The organism is Flavobacterium sp., assembly GCF_044339515.1.
In the GTDB taxonomy this organism is placed as follows: Bacteria; Bacteroidota; Bacteroidia; order Flavobacteriales; family Flavobacteriaceae; genus Flavobacterium.
On record NZ_JBIIVK010000037.1, the window covers coordinates 13915 to 38164 of the forward strand.

General features: G+C 34.4%; 20 protein-coding genes. 2 read left to right on the forward strand and 18 right to left on the reverse strand.

The features are described 5' to 3' along the window. Positions 1 to 100 precede the first annotated feature (100 nt). Positions 101 to 1510 carry a DUF4403 family protein gene (locus ACIQ0M_RS10655; protein ID WP_396152046.1) on the forward strand — a complete coding sequence of 470 codons (1410 nt, stop codon included), beginning with the start codon at positions 101 to 103 and terminating at the stop codon, positions 1508 to 1510. Here the strand turns inward: ACIQ0M_RS10655 and ACIQ0M_RS10660 are convergent, their stop codons facing one another. The 17 genes from ACIQ0M_RS10660 to ACIQ0M_RS10740 all read right to left on the reverse strand — a co-directional run bounded on the left by ACIQ0M_RS10660 (position 1511) and on the right by ACIQ0M_RS10740 (position 22414). Beyond that, positions 1511 to 1756 (reverse strand): hypothetical protein, encoded by a 246-nt coding sequence (locus ACIQ0M_RS10660; protein WP_396152048.1) that lies wholly within the window; start codon positions 1754 to 1756, stop codon positions 1511 to 1513. Beyond that, entirely contained in the window at positions 1746 to 2306 is a 561-nt protein-coding gene (locus ACIQ0M_RS10665; protein WP_396152050.1) for a DUF420 domain-containing protein, read from the reverse strand. Before ACIQ0M_RS10665 ends, ACIQ0M_RS10660 begins: the two co-directional genes overlap by 11 nt. A gap of 1 nt (position 2307) precedes the next feature. Next, complete coding sequence (locus tag ACIQ0M_RS10670) at positions 2308 to 2994, reverse strand: SCO family protein (protein ID WP_396152052.1); 687 nt, start codon at positions 2992 to 2994, stop codon at positions 2308 to 2310. Positions 2995 to 2998: 4 nt separating this feature from the next. Further along, positions 2999 to 3652, reverse strand: coding sequence for a hypothetical protein (locus ACIQ0M_RS10675; RefSeq protein WP_396152054.1), 654 nt, complete (start codon positions 3650 to 3652; stop codon positions 2999 to 3001). Positions 3653 to 3727: 75 nt separating this feature from the next. Then, positions 3728 to 4168: a cytochrome C oxidase subunit IV family protein gene (locus tag ACIQ0M_RS10680; protein WP_396152056.1), complete on the reverse strand. Its 441-nt coding sequence runs from the start codon at positions 4166 to 4168 to the stop codon at positions 3728 to 3730. Between the two features lie 20 nt (positions 4169 to 4188). After that, a complete protein-coding gene (locus tag ACIQ0M_RS10685) occupies positions 4189 to 5202 on the reverse strand; it encodes a cytochrome c oxidase subunit 3 (RefSeq protein ID WP_396152058.1) in 1014 nt (337 codons plus the stop codon). Between the two features lie 45 nt (positions 5203 to 5247). Continuing rightward, complete coding sequence (locus tag ACIQ0M_RS10690) at positions 5248 to 5826, reverse strand: heme-copper oxidase subunit III (RefSeq protein ID WP_396152060.1); 579 nt, start codon at positions 5824 to 5826, stop codon at positions 5248 to 5250. Positions 5827 to 5828: 2 nt separating this feature from the next. After that, positions 5829 to 6746 carry a heme o synthase gene (gene cyoE / locus ACIQ0M_RS10695; RefSeq protein WP_396152083.1) on the reverse strand — a complete coding sequence of 306 codons (918 nt, stop codon included), beginning with the start codon at positions 6744 to 6746 and terminating at the stop codon, positions 5829 to 5831. Positions 6747 to 6833: 87 nt separating this feature from the next. Then, positions 6834 to 8939 (reverse strand): gliding motility protein RemB, encoded by a 2106-nt coding sequence (locus ACIQ0M_RS10700; protein ID WP_396152062.1) that lies wholly within the window; start codon positions 8937 to 8939, stop codon positions 6834 to 6836. 11 nt (positions 8940 to 8950) lie between these two features. After that, positions 8951 to 9694 (reverse strand): deoxyribose-phosphate aldolase, encoded by a 744-nt coding sequence (gene deoC, locus ACIQ0M_RS10705; protein WP_396152064.1) that lies wholly within the window; start codon positions 9692 to 9694, stop codon positions 8951 to 8953. Positions 9695 to 9750: 56 nt separating this feature from the next. Then, complete coding sequence (locus ACIQ0M_RS10710; RefSeq protein WP_396152066.1) at positions 9751 to 10527, reverse strand: TonB family protein; 777 nt, start codon at positions 10525 to 10527, stop codon at positions 9751 to 9753. Positions 10528 to 10627: 100 nt separating this feature from the next. Beyond that, positions 10628 to 11350, reverse strand: coding sequence for an energy transducer TonB (locus ACIQ0M_RS10715; RefSeq protein WP_396152068.1), 723 nt, complete (start codon positions 11348 to 11350; stop codon positions 10628 to 10630). Between the two features lie 49 nt (positions 11351 to 11399). After that, positions 11400 to 11774, reverse strand: coding sequence for a VanZ family protein (locus ACIQ0M_RS10720; RefSeq protein ID WP_396152070.1), 375 nt, complete (start codon positions 11772 to 11774; stop codon positions 11400 to 11402). Then, positions 11767 to 12147 (reverse strand): glycine cleavage system protein GcvH, encoded by a 381-nt coding sequence (gcvH, locus tag ACIQ0M_RS10725; protein WP_396152072.1) that lies wholly within the window; start codon positions 12145 to 12147, stop codon positions 11767 to 11769. Before gcvH ends, ACIQ0M_RS10720 begins: the two co-directional genes overlap by 8 nt. Positions 12148 to 12218: 71 nt before the next feature. Beyond that, a complete protein-coding gene (sprA, locus tag ACIQ0M_RS10730) occupies positions 12219 to 19451 on the reverse strand; it encodes a cell surface protein SprA (protein WP_396152074.1) in 7233 nt (2410 codons plus the stop codon). Positions 19452 to 19454: 3 nt separating this feature from the next. Next, entirely contained in the window at positions 19455 to 20036 is a 582-nt protein-coding gene (gene ruvA, locus ACIQ0M_RS10735) for a Holliday junction branch migration protein RuvA (RefSeq protein ID WP_396152076.1), read from the reverse strand. A gap of 80 nt (positions 20037 to 20116) precedes the next feature. After that, positions 20117 to 22414, reverse strand: coding sequence for an NADP-dependent malic enzyme (locus ACIQ0M_RS10740; RefSeq protein WP_396152078.1), 2298 nt, complete (start codon positions 22412 to 22414; stop codon positions 20117 to 20119). Between the two features lie 164 nt (positions 22415 to 22578). Between ACIQ0M_RS10740 and ACIQ0M_RS10745 the strand changes: the two genes are divergently transcribed. Beyond that, complete coding sequence (locus ACIQ0M_RS10745; RefSeq protein WP_396152080.1) at positions 22579 to 23364, forward strand: hypothetical protein; 786 nt, start codon at positions 22579 to 22581, stop codon at positions 23362 to 23364. A 3-nt stretch (positions 23365 to 23367) separates the two neighbouring features. Here the strand turns inward: ACIQ0M_RS10745 and queG are convergent. Then, on the reverse strand, positions 23368 to 24250 hold an 883-nt coding region (gene queG / locus ACIQ0M_RS10750), incomplete at its 5' end, for a tRNA epoxyqueuosine(34) reductase QueG (protein ID WP_396152081.1).

Here is a 24250-nt window from a genome sequence, read left to right on the forward strand (position 1 = left end):
AATTTTATACTCATAGGACGCTTAAATTATTTTTGTGTTACAACAAAATGAAAAAATCTGAAAATAAATTACATTTACACACACAAATAAATATCAAAAAATGAAATATCTTTTAATTCCAATCCTATTTTTTGTTTTAGTTACTTTAGTATCGTCGTGTTCCACCTCACAAAAGTTGGATCTTATTAAACCTGAACCGGATAATGCTGAGCCGGTTGAATATGAAACAACAACTTCATTCATAAATCTTCCGGTAACTATTCAACTTAAAGATATTGAAAACCAAACCAACAAACTTTTGCATGGTTTGATTTATAATGATACCATTTTAAAAGACGATGATTTAGAGCTAAAGGTTTGGAAACAAGCTCCTATAAAAATTGAGACGGAAAAGGAGGGTAATGTGACTAAAATTAAAACAACTTTACCTTTAAAAGTCAATGGAAAATACCGCTATGGTTTTGAAAAAATGGGTATTAGTCTTTATGATACCAAAGAGTTCAACCTTAACGGTGTTATCACATTAATCAGTGATGTTGGTTTGACGAACTGGCAACTCAAAACCAATACAAAAATAAAATCGTTAGACTGGACAGAAACTCCTTCTGTAGTGATAGCCGGTAAAAATGTTCCGATTACTTATCTTATTAATCCGGCCGTACGACTTTTTAAATCTAAAATTGAAAAAAGCATTGATGATTCCATCAAAGAATCATTAGATTTCAAGCCTCAGGTTTTGGATGCTTTGGACAAAATTGCGACTCCTTTTGAAATGAGCGAACAATATGCCAGTTGGCTTAGAATTGTACCAATCGAGCTGTATGCCACCGATGCCGTTTTACAAAAAAAGGAAATCAAAATGGAAATGGGTTTAAAGTGTTCGATGGAGACCATAGTTGGAAAAATGCCCGAAAAGAAATTTGATAAAAATAAAATCGTGTTAAAACCGGTTGCCAAAATGCCGGATTATATTTCTGCCAATATCATTGCCATTTCGACTTATGAAGATGCTTCCCGAATTATGACACAGAATTTTAAAGACCAAGAATTTGGGGATGGAAAAAGAAAAGTAAAAGTTACAAAGGTTGATCTTTGGCATAGAGATGGGAAAATGATTATTGCGTTAGACATGCTGGGAAGCATCAACGGAACCGTCTATCTTGCCGGTTTTCCTCAATATAATCAAGAAACCAAAGAAATCTATTTTGACCAATTAGATTATGTTTTGAACACCAAAAGTTTTTTAGTTCGTTCTGCCAATTGGCTGGCACAAGGTTATGTTTTACGAAAAATCCAAGAAAGTTGTCGTTATTCCATCAAACCTAATATGGAAGAAGGCAAAGCCAACGTGATGAAATATCTTCAAAATTATTCACCAATGAAAGGCGTCTATATTAACGGAACGTTGAATGATTTTGAATTCCAAAAAATTCAATTAACCAACAAAGCCATCTTAGCATTTATCAAAGGAAGTGGTCAAGTGGATGTAAAAATCGATGGGATTGAATAATCAGGAAGTGGTTTCTGAGGCCGGTTTCTTTTTAAATTTCATTCGATACACCACATAAAAAACGATGGCCACCATAATGTAGGGAAAAGCCATCAGATAGACGATTCCATCGTTAATAGCCTCTGCTTTAGAACCGTCGCCTTCGCTTTCCAGAGCAGCTCGGCACATCGCACATTGAGCAGAGGAGGAAAATCCGTTAAGAAAAATGAATACAACTATTGAATATTTTAAAAATTTAGTAAACATAATACGGTGCAATCATTAAATAGACAATTACGCCGGTAACTGCTACATATAACCAAATTGGAAACGTGATTTTTGCAATTCTTTTGTGTTTATCAAATCGTTCAGCCAAGGCTTTTACGTAGGTTATCAAAACCAATGGAATTACAGCTACTGATAGGACAATATGTGAAATCAGAATAAAGAAATAAACATAACGAATTGCTCCAACGCCGCCAAATGGCGTGCTATCGGTTGTCATGTGATAAGCTACATACATTACTAAAAAAACAACGGAACATGCAATTGCACTTTGCATGAGTTTTTGATGCGTTCTTTTATTACCGTTTTTGATTGCATAAACACCCAATATTAGTAACATTGCTGTTATACCGTTAATGAATGCATAAATTGGAGGCAAGAATGTTAAAGGTTCTACATTGATTCCGTAGTCTTTCAATTTTACTTTAAACAAAATAGCAACCACCACCGGAATAGCAACGGAAAGCACTATAATGAATAAATTATACTTCTTTTCAATCGAGTTTTTCTCGTTTACGTTCGTTTGCTCCATTTTATTTCTCTTCTAAAAGTACTTTTATATCTTGTTTAAGGGCTTGAATTCCGGTTGCTTCAATTCCATCATAATACACAATTGGATTACCAAATTCATCTTTTCGGCTTCTGATATTTCCGTTTTTATCAATCAGGGCAAATAATCCGGAATGTTCGAAGCCGCCTTCACTCTCTTTATTTTCACCGGCAAAAATACTAAATCCTTTGTTAGCTAAGTCATAAATATAGTCTTTATCACCAGTTAAAAAATTCCAATTTGGATTTTTTACACCTAAATGTTCAGCATGTTCTTTTAAAACTTCGGAGGTATCGTGAGCTGGATTGATTGTAATAGAGACAATTCCGAACTCGCTTTGGTTTTCAAAATGATTTTGCAATTCAACCATGTTTTTATTCATGATTGGACAAATAGTTGGACAAGTTGAAAAAAAGAATTCAACCAAATAAACTTTGCCATTATAATTTTCATTTGTAATTGTTTCACCTTTTTGATTTGTTAAACTGAATTTTGGAGCTTTTCCAATTTTCACTAATAAATCTTCAGAAGTTTCACTTTGACCGGGTGTGTTAAGTCGATCTATTTTAGTTACATCATTATTTTTAATTCTATTGATGATTTTAGGTATAAAAATAATTCCAAAAACCAATATAATAAACGATATTCCGATGTAAGATTTATTTTTCATGCTACTATTTTTTTCTGTCGGCACTGTTTTTCTTTAGTGCCAGACGGTATTCTGCTAAAATTATTTTGATGTCGTCACCCATTTCGTTATGCAAATCTGCAGCAGAAATGGAATTATATCCTTCTTTGTATTCAGGTTCTCCTTTTTTATTTTTTCCTTTTCTCCCTCTTAAATTTCTTTCTTTATCAACAATAAAAACGTTAGGGGTTCTAAGATTTTCGTCTAATTGACCAATCAAATTCAATTGATTGTAATATTCTTTAATTTCAGTCGGTGAAGCAAAAACATAATTCCATTTAGACATATCGCAAATTCTGCCTAATTCTTCTTTTAATTCTACTGTTTGTGCTTCGGATCCGATTGGAGCAACACAAATCAATTGAAAATCTTTGAAACCCATTACTTTTTCATAAATCTTTTGATTCAGATTAAAAGCATCTCCTTTGTTGTAAAGGATTTTTGTGCCAGGAAATACTAAAATAGTGATTTTATCTTCTAGCGAAAATTGTTGACCCTTTTCATCTTTCCAATTATTTAAGTCCGGAATTGATTTTGTCACCGTTGGTAAATGTGTAAAATTATGCACTCCGGAAGCAAAGAAAAGATAGGCTACAATAGGGAGTATAAACAAAGAAAACAGAACGATATTCTTTTTCATTTCAATTGCTTTTTATTTATTGCAAAAATAAAAAAAGGCACGCAATGCGTACCTTTAAAATTAACTAATATCGTGTTAAAAATTCCATTTAATTAATGAATTTTTATAAACTTCATAAATATAATCTCCTTCTAACAAAAAGATTAAAGCAATATACAAAGCAAGAAACACAAATGTCCAAACCACAGCTTTTCTCAAGCTTGCTTTTTCATCTCTCATGTGCATGAAATCCCATGTAATATAGTATGCTTTTACAATAGTTAAAAACAAGAAAATTAAATTTAACGGGATTAAAAAGATAAAAGGAGATAAAATAATATTCATCAAAGTAGCTCCTAAACCACCTTCAAAAGGAGAAATCCAAGGATGCATTAAAGAGGCTGGTTTATAAATACCTAATACAACTTCAATTGCTGTTACGATGGATAAAAATATTAATACTCCCCAAATTTTTTGTTCGTTCGACTTGAATTTAAGTCTACCTCTAAAAATTGCTAAATTATGCTCGTGTGCCATTTCTTAAATCTTTTATAAAATTAAACTAAGTAGAAGAAAGTAAATACGAATACCCAAACTAAATCTACAAAGTGCCAATATAATCCAACTTTTTCAACCATTTCATAACTTCTTCTTTTTTCATACGTTCCTAAGATTACGTTGAGAAAGATGATAAAGTTAATCACAACTCCGGAAAAAACGTGGAATCCGTGGAATCCGGTAATGAAGAAAAAGAAATTAGCAAACTGTTTACTTCCATATTCATTTCTAACCAAATTTGCTCCTTGAACTACATGCACAGCATCATTTAAACGAGCTAACGATTCTTCTCTAGTTAAAATAGTTTTGTGTTTTTCTTTATTCAATGTCGGATGAACACCTTTTTTGTCATTTTTATCAAAATAAGCTTCTTGTGTTCTCACATAAATATTGGGGTTAGCTTTGAAACCTTCTACTACTTCTGCAACAGAATAATCTGGTAAAGAAGACTCACTGGTAAACCAAATTCCATTTTTACGTTCATGCTGAACGCGGTCTTTTGGTAATGTTTTAGCAAATTCTTCTAATTTAATTCGCTTTCCATCTTTATCAACAAACTGAATAATACTTCCACCTTTAGTCTCAATTGCTCCATATTCACCTTTGATAAAGTTTTTCCATTCCCAAGCTTGTGATCCCACGAAAACAAGACCTCCCAGAACAGTTAAAAACATATAAAAAGCTACTCTTGATTTTTTCATGTGATGACCTGCATCAACGGCAAGTACCATCGTTACCGATGAAAAAATCAAAATAAAAGTCATCAATGCCACATAAAGCATTGGCAAATCTTGACCGTGCAAAAAAGGAAAGTGATTAAACACCTCATCGGCAATTGGCCAGCTATCGGCAAATTTGAATCGAGAAAAGCCATAGGCTGCTAAAAACCCTGTAAAAGTTAAAGCATCTGATAAAATGAAAAACCACATCATCATTTTGCCATAACTTACTCCCATTGGCTCATTTCCGCCGTCCCAGATTTTTTCTTCAGTTGTAGTAACTGTCGCTCCCATATTTAGTTATTAGTTAAAAGTTCCCAAATTTACATTTTTTTTCTATTAGTAAAAATAGAAAAATAAAAACAACAAAATCCACAATATATCAAGAAAATGCCAAAACATCGCACCTAGCTCAATTCCAAGGGTTTGAGTTGAATTGTATTTTTGTTTAAAATGATTATAAATTATGATTAAAAGGGCTATTAGACCTCCGAAAAGGTGTGCCATATGCAAAATTGCAATGATATATAAGAAAGATGTATTTACAGTACTTTCGCTTCCTGTGAAAAAGTAACCCATTTGAATGATCTGACCAAATCCTATAAATTGCAAAATCACAAATAAAATACCTAAAGCTAAGGTTATCGATAACCAAAGAGAAGTTTTCTTTCTATCATCATTTCTGATAGTAGAAAGTGCCATATGAAATGTAAAACTACTTATGATAATAACAATTGTACTAAATATAAAAGCTTGTGGCAACTCGAAATCCTTTAACCAATCTTTCCGTGAAGTGCTCACAATGTAGGCACTCGTTAATCCTGCAAACATCATTACCATACTAATCATAGCAAACCAAAGCAACAATTTATACGATTGTCCTTTTCTGTTTTGATATTCCTGAGCGGTCATTTCCATAATTATCGTAAAAATTTATCGGCAATATAAACCAATTGAAGGAGGGTTATATAGCTCACACTGATCAACATTAATTTTCTAGCAGCTTTGCTGTCGCGTTTTTTATACAATTCAAATCCAGCGTACAACATCCAAATTCCGAGCAAAAATACAACAATTGCTGAAACCGGCGTTAAATATAATCGACTTCCTACGATGCCGATGTAGGGAAAAATTGCCGGCAATAAAGAAGCAATAATCAACCAAATGGTATACAAAATAATTTGCAAAGCTGTACCTTTATCTTTTTCACCCGTTGGTAACATAAAAAATCCAGCTTTTTTATAATCGTCATACAAAAACCAACCAATTGCCCAAAAATGTGGAAATTGCCAAAAGAATTGAATTAAAAATAAGGTTCCTGCTTCTAAACTGAAATCGTCGGTTGCGGCGACCCATCCCAACATAAAAGGAATGGCTCCCGGAATGGCTCCTACAAAAACAGAAAGTGGTGTAAGGGTTTTTAACGGCGTATAAACGCTGGTATATAAAAAAATTGAAATAGCCCCGAACATAGCTGTTTTGGGATTTATAAGATATAAAATTATCAGTCCTATTAAAGTTAGAACCGAAGCCAAAATAAAAGCTGTGTTTACCGCCATTCTTCCGGCTGCTATTGGACGGTTTTTGGTTCTCTCCATCAAACTATCTAAATCCTTTTCAATGATTTGATTGAATGCATTAGATGCTCCAACCATGCAATATCCACCAACAGAAAGCATAAATAAAGTAGTCCAACTAAAAGTTGAACTATCTAAAATCCCTAAAAAATAACCTGCCAAAGAAGAAAAAACAACGCTAATGGACAACCCGGCTTTAGTGATTTGTTTAAAATCAAAATAAAGAGATTGAAATGTAAACGAATTGTGGGTTGCGTTCAAGATTTGTTTCATTGTTTGTAAACTTCGGCAAAGATACAAATTAGAAACTTTAAAAAGAATTGAACAAATTAGAAAATTGGTGTTAAATTAATAATCAAAATACCAATTAAATAAATCGGCTCTCAATCCAACAGAAAACCAAGTGGTATCTTGATTAAAAGTTGTTGGAGTATTTTGACTTGGATCGAAATTTCTATAAATCAAACTGGCAAAAACTTTGAGGTTGGAAGCCGGATTTACCAAATAACCCGCTTGTAAATCGGCAATCATAATTGTGGTTTTATTTCCTTGACCAATGCTTACACCAGTATCAAAAGGTCTTTGATCATCATAATCTTTATAAATATTTCCGCCGTAATTAAACGTATTTTCTGCTGTGTCAAAATCTAAACCACGTACACCGTAGGTTAATTTGGCATCACCAAACCATCTACCTTTGAAATAGCGTGCAATAGCAATCACTTCTCTAGCATTTCCTCCCCATTGATGACCTAAGCTTTGGTTGTTGTGACCATAATTTGTGATGGGTGTGCTATGTGCATAAACATAGGGTCTAATGTGATTATATTCAAATTGTAGCAACAGATTTTCGACATTAAATGCATTGTAATATTTTGCTCCGATTTGATAACCGAATTTATTTTTCCAACTTTGATTGGCCTCCCTAACATCAGCAAGTGAAAATTCATCAATTAAAAATTGACCATATAAACCCACTTGATTGCTCCATTTATATTTTGCAGTTAAACCAAGAAGTGCATTTCCTGTTCTGGATGAAGATGTAAATTCAACCGTTCTGTAGAAAATTATTGGGTTAACAAAACTAAAATCGAAACCTCTATCGTTCGTATTTGTCCAAATTACAGATTCAAAAAAACCAATATTTAAACGTTTGGAAGCATTCCAACTCAAATAATGGTTTGCCATATATTTGGTGGCATATGTCCCATCTACTGTTACTTCCGGTCGAATGTCTTTTAACCACATATAGGTATTGGTATATTTTATTTTCCAAAAAGTAGTGTTTATTTTAAAATAAGGGTACGGACTGGCTCCATCACTAGTTAAAAGTGAACGATAACCATCACCAATAAAATTTCTTCCATAACCTAATTGAAGATTAATAAAATCGCTGGGTGTGTAGGTTAAATTTGCTTCCGACAAGGGAAAATCATAAGCATCATCTTTGAATCGTTTAGCAATTCCAACTCCTGGAATAACCGCAGGATTCCCTCCTGAGGGAGCAATACTTTCAGCATATTGGTTGTAATAATCGGCAAAGCGACCTTGACTTTCATAAATAGACGTTGTAAAATTTAGTTGCTTTCCTAAACCTCCCTGAATTTGAATACCTCTGGTGTTTTGATAGGTATAACTTGCTTCACTTGGGCTACTTTTTCCTACTCTTAAATCTAATATCGGATTCATCGTAAACCAATAGTCTTTCCCTTGAATGGCAACTAAATTTTCATTCCAAAACTTTCTTCCCCACCAGCCGGTTTTATTTTTCATTAGTTTTTGATTGGCCTCTTCCAGATTGTAATATTTATTTACTTCAGAATACGTGTATGGTTTGGAAGCTGTGTGATTATTTGAGCCCACTTGATTTAATGCGGCATCAAACTGAGCATAATTACTATGAGAAAAAGGTATGTTTAAATGACTTTGAAATTGAGGGTTTGAAAATCTTTCATATTTAATGTTGTCGTATTCTTCCAACTCATTTTTATTAACTTTAAACTCCGAAGCACTTTTTTTGGTTGCTTCATCTTTTGCTAATTTGGTTTGAACCGGGTCTTGCAAAGGAATACTAATACGAATAGAATATCTTGAATAAGTTGGATTTCCGGCATACGTTGGTGGGCCAATAGGCTTCATTTCGTTAAAAACACGCTTAATTTCATCATTCAATTCTGGATATGCAGCATCTGAATACTGCATGATGAATTTTCCTTCTTGATTTACTTCAAACAAAACAATGAAATTTCCTTTGAAATTATTGTCTGTCACACTTTGTGGAACTTTAAAGTTTGTGAATATTTTTTGTTGCACTTCATCATAAAAACAACTTTCCAACTCTTCATTAAATTTATTTTCGCAAGTTGGAAAAATGGGAAACTGTTCAACTTTTTTGTCTTGTGACAACAAAAAATTTGAAAACAACACCACTAATAGAAGAATATAATTTTTCATTTGAGTCATTATTAATAATTATTTTCAGCCTTTAATCCAGCAGAAATAGCTTTGGCTGATGAAGTCCCAATTCTTTTTACACCCAAGTTAATCATTTCGACAGCCTCTTGGTAGGTTCGAACTCCTCCTGCGGCCTTTACCGGTAGTGGAGCACTATTTTCAAGCATCATTATGATAGAGGGAATAGTCGCTCCATTAGGCTTGTTGTCTTGTGTTTTATAAAATCCTGTAGATGATTTTACAAAAACGGAGGCGTAATTATCTTCCTTAAAATTGGCAATCACTACATTTTTAATTAACGTAGTTAATTGAATAATTTGTTGGTCGGATAGAGCGGCCACTTCAATAATCCACTTCACTGTTTTATGGTTAGATATTCCGAGCTGTGTACATTTCAAAACTTCTGCTTTAACACTATTTACATCGCCTGCTTTAAACTTTTCATAATTGCAAACAAAATCCAAATCATCTGCACCGTCTTCAATAGCTTTTTGAGCTTCAGAAAGTTTTTCTTCACAACTATCGGTTCCTTCATGAAAGCCAATAACAGTTCCAACCAAAACTTTTGATTTGGCCTCTGAAATCATTTTTTTTGCAAAGGCAACCATATCCGGTCTTATCATGATGAGTTTAAAACGTTCATCAATAGCTTCGGAAATGAAACCTTGAACTATTCTTCTATTTTCCTCAAAAGACAATCCAGCTTGTTCAGGTGTTTTTAAATAGGTTGAATCTAAAAATTGTTTAATATCCATTGCGTAAAAATAAAAAATCCCACCGAAGTGGGATGCGTTTTATCTATAAATATTTTTTAATTACTTAAACGAAATGTAATTGGAATTCTATACCGAACATTAACCGACTCCCCTTTTACTTTTCCGGGCTGTAAATTTGGTAATTTACTGATTACTCGAATGGCTTCGTTTTCAAGGTCTTTATCATGGAATCGGGCAGCATTTGTAGGTTTTACTCCCGAAATAGAACCATTGGTATTGATGATAAACTCAACCAAAACGGATCCTTGTTTATTATTTTCTTTTGCTCTTTCAGGATAGCGTAAGTTTCTTTGTAAATATTTCTTCATTTGTTCATTAAAACATGCTTTTTGTGCATCACCTTTTAAACCCGTACAAGCTTTGAAAGTTGGCAATTCTTCTAACTCATTTCCATCATAAACATCTTTTTTGATTGGCAGAATTGTATTTGTTGGCGATGCAGCGGTAGTTTCAGGTTTAATCAAATCTTTATCCAGTGCATCATCAGGAGAAGTTGTTTCAGTATTTTCCGGTTCCGGTTCAGTATTGACAATAGGTTTAAATGTATCTACAAAAGGTTTTCGTGGGATTGGTTCAGGTTTAGGCTCTGCTTTAGCAATTTCTTTTTGAGGCTCTTTTTCTACAGTAAAATCATGGGTGAAAGGTTTTTCAGAGATGTCTATAATCTCTCTTCTCTCAAAGGCCTCAATTTCAGAAGCCGGTGTCTCCAATTCAATAATAAAATAAACAGCAATTAAACTTGCTAATAGTCCAAGTTGGAAATAAATTTTTCCATTGTGCTTTACATTTGGGTAATCATCTAAATTTCTCATGGTTTCTATGGATTAGTTATAAAAAATAGAAACCAAAAGTTATGCCAAAAAAAAATAATCCACTCAAATTGAGTGGATTATAACTTACTTTATCAAATAATTATTGATCTAATTTGAATGTAATCGGGATACTCATGGTCATTCTTACCGGTTTTCCCCTTTGTTTTCCTGGAGTCATTTTTGGTAATTTGGTCATGATTCTTCTTGCTTCTTTTTCTAAAGTTGGGTAAGGTGCTCTCATGTTTGCAATGGAAACACTTCCATCCTTTTCAATAATGAAACTTACAAATACCTTACCTTGGTGTCCTGCATCAATAGCAGCATCGGGATAAGTAAAGTTTTTCTTAATGTGTGCTTGTATCTTTTCTTGAAAACAATCTTTTCTTTTGTCTTTTGCAACACTTTCACAACCTGGAAATAAAGGTACATCTTCAATGATAGCAAAGGGTACATCAATATCTTCTTCTACCTCTTCAGCTACAACCACTTTTTCTGCTTTAACTACTTCTTCTTTCTGGTTGGTTTCGGTAGATTGAATCTCTACTTCTTTGATTTCTTTTTTATCCTCAACAACCTTAATTACTTCAGGAGCAGGTGGTGGTGGCGGTGGCGGTGGCGGCGGTGTATTCAACTGCATAGTTACCGGCACGTCTTCATCTAGAAAACTGTTGTCTACTTCTTTAGTAAGACCAGACAAGTCTTTTTCGTATGTCTTTAACTCTATTGCAAGGTAAGAAAGTATTGCAATAGCTGCTAATCCAAGCTGAAAGTAGAGCGAACTATTTCGCTTTGGGTCAACATTTAAATTCTTTTTTGGTTCCATATTTCGTTAATTGAGTTGCTAATATAGCTATTTATCAAAAAAATTAAAATTATTTTATAAAATTTAACCTTTTTCTGTTCAGTAGCACAACAATTGTTGCTACTAAACTACCAAAAGAGTTGGAGAAAACATCCGCTACTTCCGGTTTTCGGTTTTCGGTTAAGACACCTTGTAACAGTTCAATAATTATGCCATAAAAAACAGCCAATAAAAAGGAAATAATTATTGCATTTTTCAAACTGGTTTTACTTACTATGTTTAAAATAAGTAACAAGGTTAAAACAAAATAAAATATAAAATGAACATATTTATCTCCATTTTGTGGAGAAATTTTGGGTAAACCACTTAAACTAACCAGACTTAATGTTGTGATAAAAAATATCCAAAAAATCAAAGTCAGAATAAGAAAGTTCTTTTTATGCACCAATTAAATCTTTGTAAGCATCGCTGCTTAATAAATTATCAAAATCAGATGGATTAGAAACTTTTACTTTCACCATCCAACCTGCTCCGTAAGGATCTGTATTTACACTTTCAGGACTCGCTTCAAGCTCTTCATTGAACTCAATAATCTCGCCGGAAAGAGGCAAAAATAAATCAGAGACAGTTTTAACAGCCTCTACAGTTCCGAAAACTTCATCTTTTTCAAGTGTTTGATCAAGTGTTTCTACTTCAACATACACAATATCGCCTAATTCTTTTTGAGCGAAATCTGTTATTCCTACCGTTGCAATATCTCCTTCTAAACTAACCCACTCGTGGTCTTTAGTGTACTTTAAATTTGATGGTATATTCATTATTGTAAATTGTTTGTACAAATGTAATTTTTATACAATTATTTTAAACTATTTTTCAATTAATTTTTATGTTAATTTCCAAAATTATATCGTAAAGTAAATCCGGCTCTAATATTTGTTAGAGGAAAGGCGGTAGATATAACTGCTTTTGAAAAAGTATGGTCATAAAAGAAAATAGCCGTAAGATTTTTACTAAACGCATAATCAGCTGTTAACTTTGCAGACCAAATATTCTGACCCCCAGATAATTGATTGTTATCGTAATCTAAATAACGTACAATTGTTTTATTGTCTCTAAATGAAAAATCGGTTCTAATGTTTATATCACTTTTAATAACTCCTTGTGGATTATCTGCCAAAGCAGAAGTGAACGTTACATCCTTAAATCGGAAACCAAGCCCAATTACGTATTCAAGCCCTTGAATTTCTGTGAGCAAATTATTATCAAAACTCATTGATAAAGCTCTGTCTTTTTTCATTTCGGCTAAAAACTTAAATGAATTCTGCATCTCAAAATCAACACGAATCAAAGGATTGAATTGTTCTACTAAGTTTACATTTTGGATTAATGTTTTATTATAAAAATTACCTCCTTGATCTAACTGATTAGGATTTTGTTCGTATTCAAAATTAGACCGGAACGAATTGATTGTGTAGGCCGCTTTATAACTGTGTTGTAAAGAAAAACGTTTAAATCTATCTTTAAAAAATTTATAACGCATCAAACCACTGTACTTGATAGTCCAATTTGGGATTGGAATATCTCTAAAAGCATCTAAAGAAATTCCACTTGATTCTTTTCCGGAGTAAGCTGCCAAAAAAGATGGAATCAATACCGCCTGACTGTTTCTTCCAAAACCAATCGGATAACCAAAATTTGGATTAGACGAATCAGTAACTCTTGGAATATCACCCACATAATATTGTTCTGCTAAACGATTGGCAATCTCCAAGCGATTGTCTCTGAAGTTTTGAAAAGCATCTGAATTAAACTCATCACTTTTCTTAAAAGCTGTTTTTATTAAAACAGTTGATATAGAGAAATTTCCAGTTGTATAAGGTGATCTTGAATTATAAATACCGCTTTCCACATCATATTGCTCAGAAAAATTCTCCATGTAATTTCTGTCGGCCGTTAAGTCGATTGTGAAATCCGGAAACAAATCAACTTTAGCTGTAGCATTTAATTGTTTGGTAACAACTTGTGTAAAGTTTTGATTAAATTCAGGATATATTGTTAACCATCCTCTTCGAGCAGCTTCATATCGCACATCGTCTTGAAGTCCAAATACAAATCCGGTTGTAGGTTTAGATGAACCGAAAAAACCTAGCGATTGAGTGTAACCCGGCAAAACTGTTCCTTCGTTTTGTGTATAGTTTATTTGAATGTTCTTTACACTTGTTACAACACCTATTAAACCATCAAGAAAAACATTCCCTTCTGATTGTTGAGGCTGTCTGGTACTAACAATTTTTTCACCCGGTTTTGGTGCAGCTGGTTTTGGTTGGGTCGTGGTCTTCTTTTTCCCTTTTGTTAAACCAATGTACTTGTAAAACAAATCCATATTCATCGTAGCATTCAATCGATGGGAGGCAGAGTTTTGAATAGTATTTCCTAAATCAAATACAAATCCATCCTCGGTTTCAAATGTAGATAAAGCATCCGAAGAACGCATCCAACTGTAAGTTCCAGTATAAGAATAATTGGATTTTAAGAAACTCAGGAAGGGTAATTTACTTAGTGGTAAATCATAATTCAATACAAACTGTTGATTGTGTTGATCTGGTGTACCTACTGCCCAATAGTCATCAAAAATTCTGTTATCTTCTTCCGGGAATCCATCTTCATCAAAATAATTACGAACAATATTACTTCTACTTACGTTGTAATTCAATTTTAATGACTTCGTTAGATTAAAATTAAACCCATATTGATAATTAAATAAATAATTTCTTCTGTACAATGCTGTCAACGGAATTCCTTCCACTTCAACTTGTCTGAACTGTTGACGGTTAAACTGTCTGATTACATTAGAGCTAAAGTTAATATTTGAAGGTAAGTAATTAAAATTGAAGTCACTTAACAATTTCCAATATTGAGATTTCTTCATAAACTTATTGTTTTTCAGAGGCTCAATTGGTTTATTTTGAAAAGTGTGGGCATAATCAACAGCTGTTCTAGTTTGTTGGTCAACAAAATCTTCAATTTCATAATTATGCTTTTCAACTTCATTGAAAGAATGGGATAGTGTAAAATTTTCAACATCATATACGCGAGCTTTTTGCTCAGGTCCGCGTTCTTTTCTAACACCGATAAAATTAATGCTTTTTCGCTTGGTATAATCAATTGCTCTTTTTTCAATATTTTCTCTTTCCGCAGGATCTGTCGTGATATCCAACAACTGTTCGAGTCTTATATCTTGATTAAAAGGATCGTATTCCGGAGTAATGGTTTGTTCACCTACTGCATAATTAAACGGCAAATTTATACCCCACTTTTTCGGAAGTAACTGACCAACATTGATATTGGTTACAATGTCATATTGTTGCATATCCTCCCGACTTCGTTCGTTTACACCTTGTTCTAATGCTCCGAATCCAATTGTACTCATTCTTCCGGTCGCAGAAACAGTTGCAAAATCGGCTGCATTTGCATCTACATTTAAAATAGCGGCAAATCCTCCTTTATTTTTCAACCCGGCTACTCGTAATTCATTAAACCAAACCTCACCTCGAATGCTTTGTGTTTCAACGGCTCCGGTTTTTGTATTTCGAAGACCAATCATCAATGTTCTCACCAATCCGAAATTAGGATTTCCTTTGATTCCTAAACGAAGCTTGTTTGGTTTAGATGCCGCGGATGGATCCAACTCATCTTCATCTTGAAAATAAATTTCATCCGGATTAGGATTGGCTCCGTTGATTGCTAAAATTTTAAGTTGTGTGAGCAAAGCTAACTTTAAGTCAATTTCATTTTCTTCCGGCCACACTTCTTCCGGCACTGTTGACCCGTGTGGTGTTATTTTAAGAGGAATTTCAACTTGATAGAAGTTTTGCGTGAAATCATTTCCAAATCGAATAAAGGCAACCATTTCGTCATCTAACAATCTTTCTGCATCCACATTATTTTCGATTGCTTCAGCATGAATAAACATTTTTAGTTTTTCAAACTGACGCATATCGACCTCTAAATTTTTGAAAACGGCTCTTGAATCTTGTGGCTCTAAACCTCCCGGTAAACTCGAATTCTTTTTAGCTACACGAAGGGACAAAGATTGTTCGTTCTGATTAATTACAGTATTATTGTTAAACAACTGCTCTCTATTTACTCCGGGTGGCATAACATAGCGAATCGGAGTTCTGTTGCTATTTTCCTGAATATTCACCGATTGAACGTCAAAAGCTGTGTTGTCATCTTCGTCTTGTTCTATTGTTTCATTAGGGTCTAATGTTCCTAAATATCTTCTCCATTCTCCTCGAACCAATTCTAATACTCCAAAACGAACAGTCATTTCTTCGGTAAAACCGGTCATGAACATTCTCATAAAACGGATGGAACGAAAATCAGAAATACTTCCAATTTTATTTTGAAATTGAGAGACCGGAATTTTAAATTGAAGCCATCTTGCCTCGGGTAAGCTCGGACCGTTACTACTTGGCGGTGTTGCAGCTACCGAAACAATGTCAGTAATATAATTTTGACCAACTGCCATGTTAGGAGCCACTTCAATTTTATATTCAAAATACGCATTAATCGTATTCATGGTATTATCTCTATTGATATCCTCAGCATCTGGTAATGTAGAGTTTCCACGGTTATTATCTGAAACGCTAACCGGAGAATTTCGTTCTAACCCGTTATAATTTTTATATCGTTCGATTACATTTCCGGTAGCATCTAAATAAAATTGATAATTGTCGGCGGCAGGATCTTGAAAAGACGAAAATTGAGGAGGTAGCCCATCTAACAGGCCTTCTTCAGCATCATTTACACCATCTAGACCAATATCTTGAAGAGCTCTGTTGCCATCTTCAGTATCAAAAGCATAAATTAATGATTGTGAAGCCGGAACTTTACCCCAAAAAGTTGGAATTGTTGGCTGAGTTGAACCAACACCCGGCAAACCATTTTCATATTGTTTCCTACCGTCTTTTAAAACATCTTCTGATATTTCGCCTAGGTTTAGATAAATTTCACCTGTGTTAGATGGGTTAAACTCGTCAGTTCCATGATAGGGGTCCATCATCCAAAACTGAATATATTCAACGTTTCCTTGTTCAAAATTGGTTGAATTAATGGCTCGCATGATTCCGCCAAAATTTGTTTCCGGATTAGGTAAAGTATTATCGGTTGTTGTGTCCGGATTATAATTGTAAGGTCCTCTTTCCGTTGGAAAATAGGTTAAATCTAGGGTGTTGATAACGGTTTGTTGTCCTTGAGCAATATCCGTTACCGGGAAAATTTCATTGATAAAAATTCTTCTTGTTTTATTCAATGCCATTTCTTCATCAGAAATACTACTGGGTCGCTGACTAGTGTAAAAAATTGGGTCTACTGTATACCATGCTAATTTGGCTCGTTTAAACCCTGTATTTCGACCTGTAAGTGTTTCACCAAAATTATAAGTACTTTCATTGTTATGAAGTGGAACACTTGACAAACTCCAAGACAATGGTGATTTCATGTCGATGGTGGTTTGCGAGCCTTCAAAATCATCCACATAAAGTGTAGATTCCCCATCAAAGTTATCTGCCTTTGGCGTATCCGGCTTCAAAAATGCAACTTCTCCACGAACTGAAATATTGGAAGGGACATCAGTGTCAATATTTGGTAATTTATTTATTAAACGGGTTAAAAAAGGAAGTTCGGTTGAGTAATTTCCGTTAAAACCAAAAATGCTGTTATTTACAGATTCTTGACCAAAACTTGATTTTTGAGTGAACGGTCTTTCTGTCATTCGCAAATACGTAGCACCAATTTGGAATTTATCTGAAAATTTATGATCTACATTCACACCCATGAAACGTCTGGTTTGCTGACCGAAAACAGAATTGTTTTCCACAGAAATATTAATAGGAGTTCCTGATGCTTGGAGAGAAGGATCTAAAATTCTCACTCTTCCTAATTGGTAGTTTACAGTATAATCAATTCCTTCTGCCAATGTGCGACCACCAGCTGTTACAACTACAGAACCTCTTGGCACATTGAAAGCTCCAATTGGAATTCCGTCACCTCCGGTTGATTTATAGCGACCTCTAAGCAAAAACTTATTTTTTTCACTGTCTTGTAATGCATCTGCTTGAGTACTACGATACATTTTTCTGAATACATATTTATTTTGGTTGGCGTTGTATCCTGTAATCGTATTGTTATAATCTTCTCCCGGACCTGATTTTAATTTTTCAAACAAATGCTTTCCAAAGGGTTCTACTGTTGTAAAAATTAATCGCCCATTTTGGCTATCCACCGTTAAACCTGGAATGAAATCATAAAAACCATCTCCTCCTTGCTGTGGGTCATTGGTATAATTTAATCTATCTACATTAAATACCCTTAGTAAAGGTGTTTCAGAAACTTCATCTTCTGGTGAAGGCAAAGGATTTGTTAGGGTAATGTAGTTTAATGGCGAAGGATCGGAATATAAAATATTAAACCTGAAGTCTTCTTGTTCCAATTGAAATGCTCCCGGAATTTGATAGATGTTTTTCATCATCAAATTCCAGATTGGTTTTTCAACATTGGTTAGATTACTTTTTAACATTTTCAATATTAAACACTGGGTTACCGGTATATTTGTTCCCGGATCAACTACGGTTGATTCTACTCCATCATTACCAAATTCTCCAACTTGGTATATTTGGTCTCCTATTGTATATTGGTAAGCAACCGCAATAACTTCGTCGTTAGCCAGTTTTTGTTGAAGCGAAATATATCCTAATTGTGGGTGATAAGTAAACTCATTTGCTGTTAGTTTTCGGGCGTTTTCTAGTTTTGAATAGTCCAAACCTTCAACTGCACTATAGTTAAATCCTTCATTTGAGGTAACAATCTCCCTAATTTGAGGACGTAACAAACCACTTCCGCTTTGAATTAAAGCGGGATCAAAATCGTTGTTTGAGTTTTTTGAGGGCGTGTTGGCAATCACGTTGAAAAACCCTCCGGGTATTGGGCTAATCCCAACAACTTCTGTATCAGTTAATCCCGGTAATTGAGACTCACCTAAATCTTGAAGAGCAATAATGTTCCGCAAATTATTTCCCTCTTGCGAAGTATTGATTCTATTTTGACGATTTGTAATCCAAACTTCAATTCGAGTAATTTGTACACGACTATCAATTTGCGGATATTGTCTTAAGGAAGCGTCATATCTATTTCTAAAGTATTGAGATAGAAAAAAGTGTCTGTCTGCATCATAATCCAATGCAAACATTTGAAAATCCTGCACTGTTCCACCACCTTCTGCTGTAACTGAACGGGTTTGAGACTTTTGTTCTGAGAATACCCCGGTAATCGTTGTTCGTCCAAATTGCAATTGTGCTTTTACTCCAAATAAACTTTGAGCACCACGAATTAATGTATTATTTAATGGCATACTCACGTTACCCACTTCAATATTCTGTAAAATGGCATCCTCATCGGGAGTATATTCGAGCTTAATTAAATTTTGAAAAGCAAAAGTAGATTGGGTATCATAATTGGCATTTACATTCAATCTTGTTCCTACTTTACCGGTTAAACTCATGTTTATCCTTTGGTCAAAATCAAACGTAGTGGTAGTTCTATTTCTAGGAGAAAAAGACGGATTGTCTTGTTTTGTATAGCGAATCCCTAAATCCATTTCTACCGAACCTCGAGGCTGAACATCAATTGTGTTACTGCCGAAAATCGTTTCAAAAAAACCGGAGTTTACGTAGTAGCGTGGTAATAAATCTTTTTTGGCGTCTTCTGCTCCTTCTTTTTTGCCATCCATGGCATCTAATTTTTGTTTAAAATAATTACGCATCGACTCACGAAGCACTAACTCTTCATACTCTTTTGGTGTTAAGATAACCGGATAGTTGATGTTAAATTCTCCAATCTTACTGTTGTAAATGTAGCGGTCGGTTACAGGATCATAAGTATAAGCCGAAACAATACTTGGAGGGTTATTTAATTCTATTTTTCCCTTGTTAAACCCAACAGAATCAGTTGGAGTTTCATTTTCGTCTTCTTGTGAAAATGCTGCAAAACTTATTAGAAAAATGAGCCAAAAAAAGCTTACTTTAAATGACGCAAAAAAATTAAAATTATACTTAGTTTTCAAGAATTATAAATTTTTTAATGCTTGTTTAATTACTGATTCAACGGTGGCATCCGGATTGTCTTTAACAATTTTTTCTACCACTTTTTCTGCCAATTTTTTGTTAAAACCTAAAACCTCCAAAGCAGATAACGCTTCATCTTTATTTGTATTGTTTAAAGACATCGAAACTTCATCTAAATCATACACCTTTAACACTTTTTCTTTTAAATCCAAGATAACTCGCTGAGCTGTTTTTGCTCCAATTCCTTTAATGGATTGAATGGTATGCACATCACCCGAAGCAATCGCTTGCAAAATTTGTTTTGGTTCCATTGACGAAAGCATTGTTCTAGCAATACTAGCTCCAATACCTGAAACCGAAAGCAACAATTTGAATATTTCCCTTTCCGATTTTTCAATAAAACCAAACAAAGTGTGAGCATCTTCTTTAACTTGAAGATACGTAAACAATTTTACGTTTTCTGAATTTGGAATTAGTGAAAAAGTATGCAGTGAAATATGAAGGTGATAACCCACCCCGTTGCAGTCAATAACTACATCGGTAGGTGTTTTCTCTACCAAACGACCTTGAATGTGAGCAATCATTAATGTTCTAAGTTAATTTTCAAATGTAACAAAAATCTTTAATTATCAATCAACAAAACGATTAATAACTTAAAATTTAGTTAAAAACTAACTTTTATAGACTTAAAACGCTTCTCTTTTTCTTGTGCATCAACCACAGCCACGGCTGCCATGTTGACCATTTCTTCAACACTTGCTCCTAATTGAAAAATGTGAGCCGGTTTGTCTAAGCCAAGCATGATAGGGCCAATTGAATCAACTTTATAGAGTTCCTTCAACATTTTATAATTAATATTAGCAGCTTCTAAATTAGGAAAAATTAACGTATTTACTTTTTTTCCCGCCAATTTTGAAAATGGAAATTTATCCTTCAACATTTCAGGATTTAAAGCAAAGTCGGCTTGAATTTCGCCATCTACAATTAGATCAGGATAATACTTATGTAAATAAGCGACTGCTTGACGAACCTTTTCTGCACTTTCGCTACTAGAAGATCCAAAATTTGAATAAGATACCATTGCCACAACCGGTTGCAAACCAAACATTCGAACTGTTTTTGCCGTCATTAAAGCAATTTTGGCCAAATCATCGGCAGTTGGATTCATATTTATGGCGGTATCAGAGAAAAATATGGGGCCACGATTGGTCATCATCATGTTGGTGGTGGCAATTCTCGAAACACCCGGGGCTTTATCAATCAATTGCATAATCGGCTTAACAGTGGACGGATAACTTCTAGAATAACCCGTAACTAAAGCATCAGCCTCTCCTTCATTCACCATCATGGCAGCAAAATAATTGCGTTCACGCATCCATTTTTGTGCATCTAACAAAGTAATTCCTCTTCGCTTTCTAGCTTCCCAAAAGGAATTAGCATATTGCATTCGTTTGTCATCCAATTCTTTGGTTTTAGGGTCTAAAATGGGCACATCGGCATCAAAACCAATTTCTTCTTTTAATTCTAATATGGTTTCTTTATTTCCTAAAAGGATAGGTTTACCGATTCCTTCTTCCATCACAATTTGAGCTGCTTTCAGTACATCTAAATGATCAGCTTCTGCAAAAACAATCCGTTTTGGGTCTGTTTTTGCACGATTGGCCAACAAGCGAACCATTTTATTATCAGAACCCAATCGCTCAGCTAATTCTTCTTCATATTTTTCCCAATCTAAAATAGGATTTTGAGCCACTCCGGATTCCATTGCTGCTTTGGCGACTGCAGGAGCCACAATCGTGATTAATCGTGGGTCAAATGGTTTTGGAATAATATAATCGCGACCGAAGTTCAATTTGGTTTCGCCATACGCTATATTCACTTGTTCCGGTACCGGCATTTTGGCTAGTTCAGCCAAGGCATGAACGGCAGCCATTTTCATCGCTTCATTAATTTTGGTTGCTCTGACATCCAATGCTCCCCTGAAAATATAAGGAAAACCAAGCACATTATTCACTTGATTCGGATGGTCGGATCGACCTGTCGCCATGATAATATCTTTTCGGGTAGAAATTGCCAAATCATAATCAATTTCCGGAACCGGATTGGCCATAGCAAATACAATCGGGTCGTGAGCCATATTCAATAGCATTTCCGGAGTTAAAATATTTCCTGCGGACAATCCTAAAAACACATCAGCTCCTTTCATAGCATCGCTTAAAGTAGTTCCTTTTTTTCCGGCTGTATATTTTTGCTGCAAAGGTGACAAATCTGTTCTTTCTTCATGTAGAACACCCTCTTTATCAAACATGATTATATTTTCAGCTTTTACACCTAATAAAAGGTATAAATTAGCACAAGCCAAGGCGGCCGAACCGGCTCCGGAAACCACAATTTTTACCTCATTCGCTTTTTTATTGGCTAGTTCTAAAGCATTCAACAAGGCCGCAGAGGAAATAATTGCAGTACCGTGTTGGTCATCATGCATCACCGGAATGTTTAATTCTTCCACCAAACGGCGTTCGATTTCAAACGATTCGGGAGCTTTAATATCTTCTAAATTTATTCCTCCAAAAGTGGGAGCAATATTTTTTACGGTTTCAATAAATGCATCAATGTCTTTTGTGTCCACTTCAATATCAAATACATCGATATCGGCAAAAATTTTGAAGAGTAAAGCCTTTCCTTCCATCACGGGTTTTGAGGCTTCGGGACCAATATCGCCTAAACCTAAAACAGCCGTTCCGTTAGTAATTACGGCAACCAAATTTCCTTTGGCGGTGTATTTATAAACGTTGTTTACATCTTTGGCAATTTCCAAACAAGGTTCAGCCACACCAGGTGAATAAGCCAACGACAAATCACGTTGTGTGGCATATTTTTTAGTAGGAACAACTTGAATTTTCCCTGGATTTGGCTTCGCGTGATATAAAAGGGCTTCTCTGCGTTTTGTGTCTTTGTGCATGATTAAAGAAATTCATTACTTTGACTAGCAAAGGTAAGAGAGTTAAATTAAAATGAAAATTTTAAATGGTTTCTTTTGATAAAATTTTATTAGTTATAAATGAAAATTATATAGTTTAAAACTATAATTTTAACTGCAATTTTTCTTTAATTCGACAAAATCCTATGGAACACCTTTCTTACCTTCAAAAGACTTCTTCTTACACTGTTGCGTTGTTACTTTTTGTTTTCATTATTTCATTTTATTTAATTGGTCATTTTTTTATCAAAAGAACTATTAAAAAAAATCCTGATTATCTCAACTTTGAATTAGGCTCTATAAATGGTGCCTTGCTGGCTTTATTAGGTTTAATTCTTGCTTTTACTTTTAGTATGGCAAGTTCTCGCTTTGACACTAGAAGACAATTGGTTATTGATGAAGCAAACGACATTGGGACAGTTATTTTAAGAACAGATATTTATCCGGATAGCACAAGAACTGAATTGCGAAAAAATCTAAAAGCTTATGTTGAAGAACGAATCGGCTTTTATCAGTCAGGAATGAATATGAAAAAAACAATACTACACAATAAGCAAGCAGATTTACTCGGGAAAAAAATATGGAAAATAACCGCTGATTACGCAAAAATTGACCCAATAACTACCCGAACCTCCGAATTGATTCCTGCTTTAAATGCAATGATTGATATTACTACAACCCGAAAAGCAGCCAGTGAATCTACAATTCCTGACTCAATAATGTATTTTCTTTTTATGCTTTGTATCTGTTCAGCGTTTTTACTTGGATATGATAACAAACGAAAAATTGATTGGGTAATTTTAATTGGATTTACAGTAATGCTGACGCTTACTGTCTTTACCATTGTTGATTTAGACCGACCACGAAGTGGCTTAATAAATATGGATGGCCCAAATGAAAAAATTGTTGAATTAAGGGAAATGTTTGAATAAAATTTATTTTTTCAAAAACTCTACATTTCTTTTTAACCCCTCAAACTTCGTTCGTTTTACCGCTGAGTTATTAAAAACTTTTTTAAAAACATCCTCTGTAATTTCTTCCCAATCTTTTTTGGTAAAAGAAAGTAATTCGGAATTGGCTTGAAAAAGCGGTTCGTTATGCGATTTTGAAAAACGGTTCCAAGGACAAACATCTTGACAAACGTCGCAACCAAAAACCCAGTCATCCAATTTGCCTTTCATTTCTGTTGGAATATTTTCTTTTAGTTCGATGGTAAAATAAGAGATGCATTTACTGCCATCCACCACATACGGGGCAACGATGGCTTCGGTAGGACAAGCATCGATACACGCTGTGCACGAACCACAATGGTCAGTGGTTGGGTTGTCATATTCTAATTCTACATCTACAATTAATTCTGCAATGAAATAAAAAGAGCCCACTTTTTGGGTAATAAGGTTGGTGTTTTTTCCCATCCAACCAAGACCACTTTTGGCTGCCCAAACTTTATCTAACACCGGAGCGGAATCGACAAAAGCTCGTCCGGACACTTCACCAATTTCGGTTTGTATGAAGTGTAATAGTTCTTTCAGTTTTTCTTTGATGACAAAATGATAATCTTGTCCGTAGGCATATTTTGAAATTTTGTAACTTTCTTCGTTTTGAAATTCGGATGGATAATAATTCAATAATAAGGAAATGACACTTTTGGCACCTTCTACTAACAATGTTGGATTTAAACGCTTGTCGAAATGGTTTTCCATGTAACTCATTTGACCCTGCATGTTTTTGTTAAGCCAATTTTCTAGTCTGGGAGCTTCTTCTTCGAGGAAAGCAGCTTTGGAAATTCCGCAGGATAAAAAACCAAGGCGTTTGGCC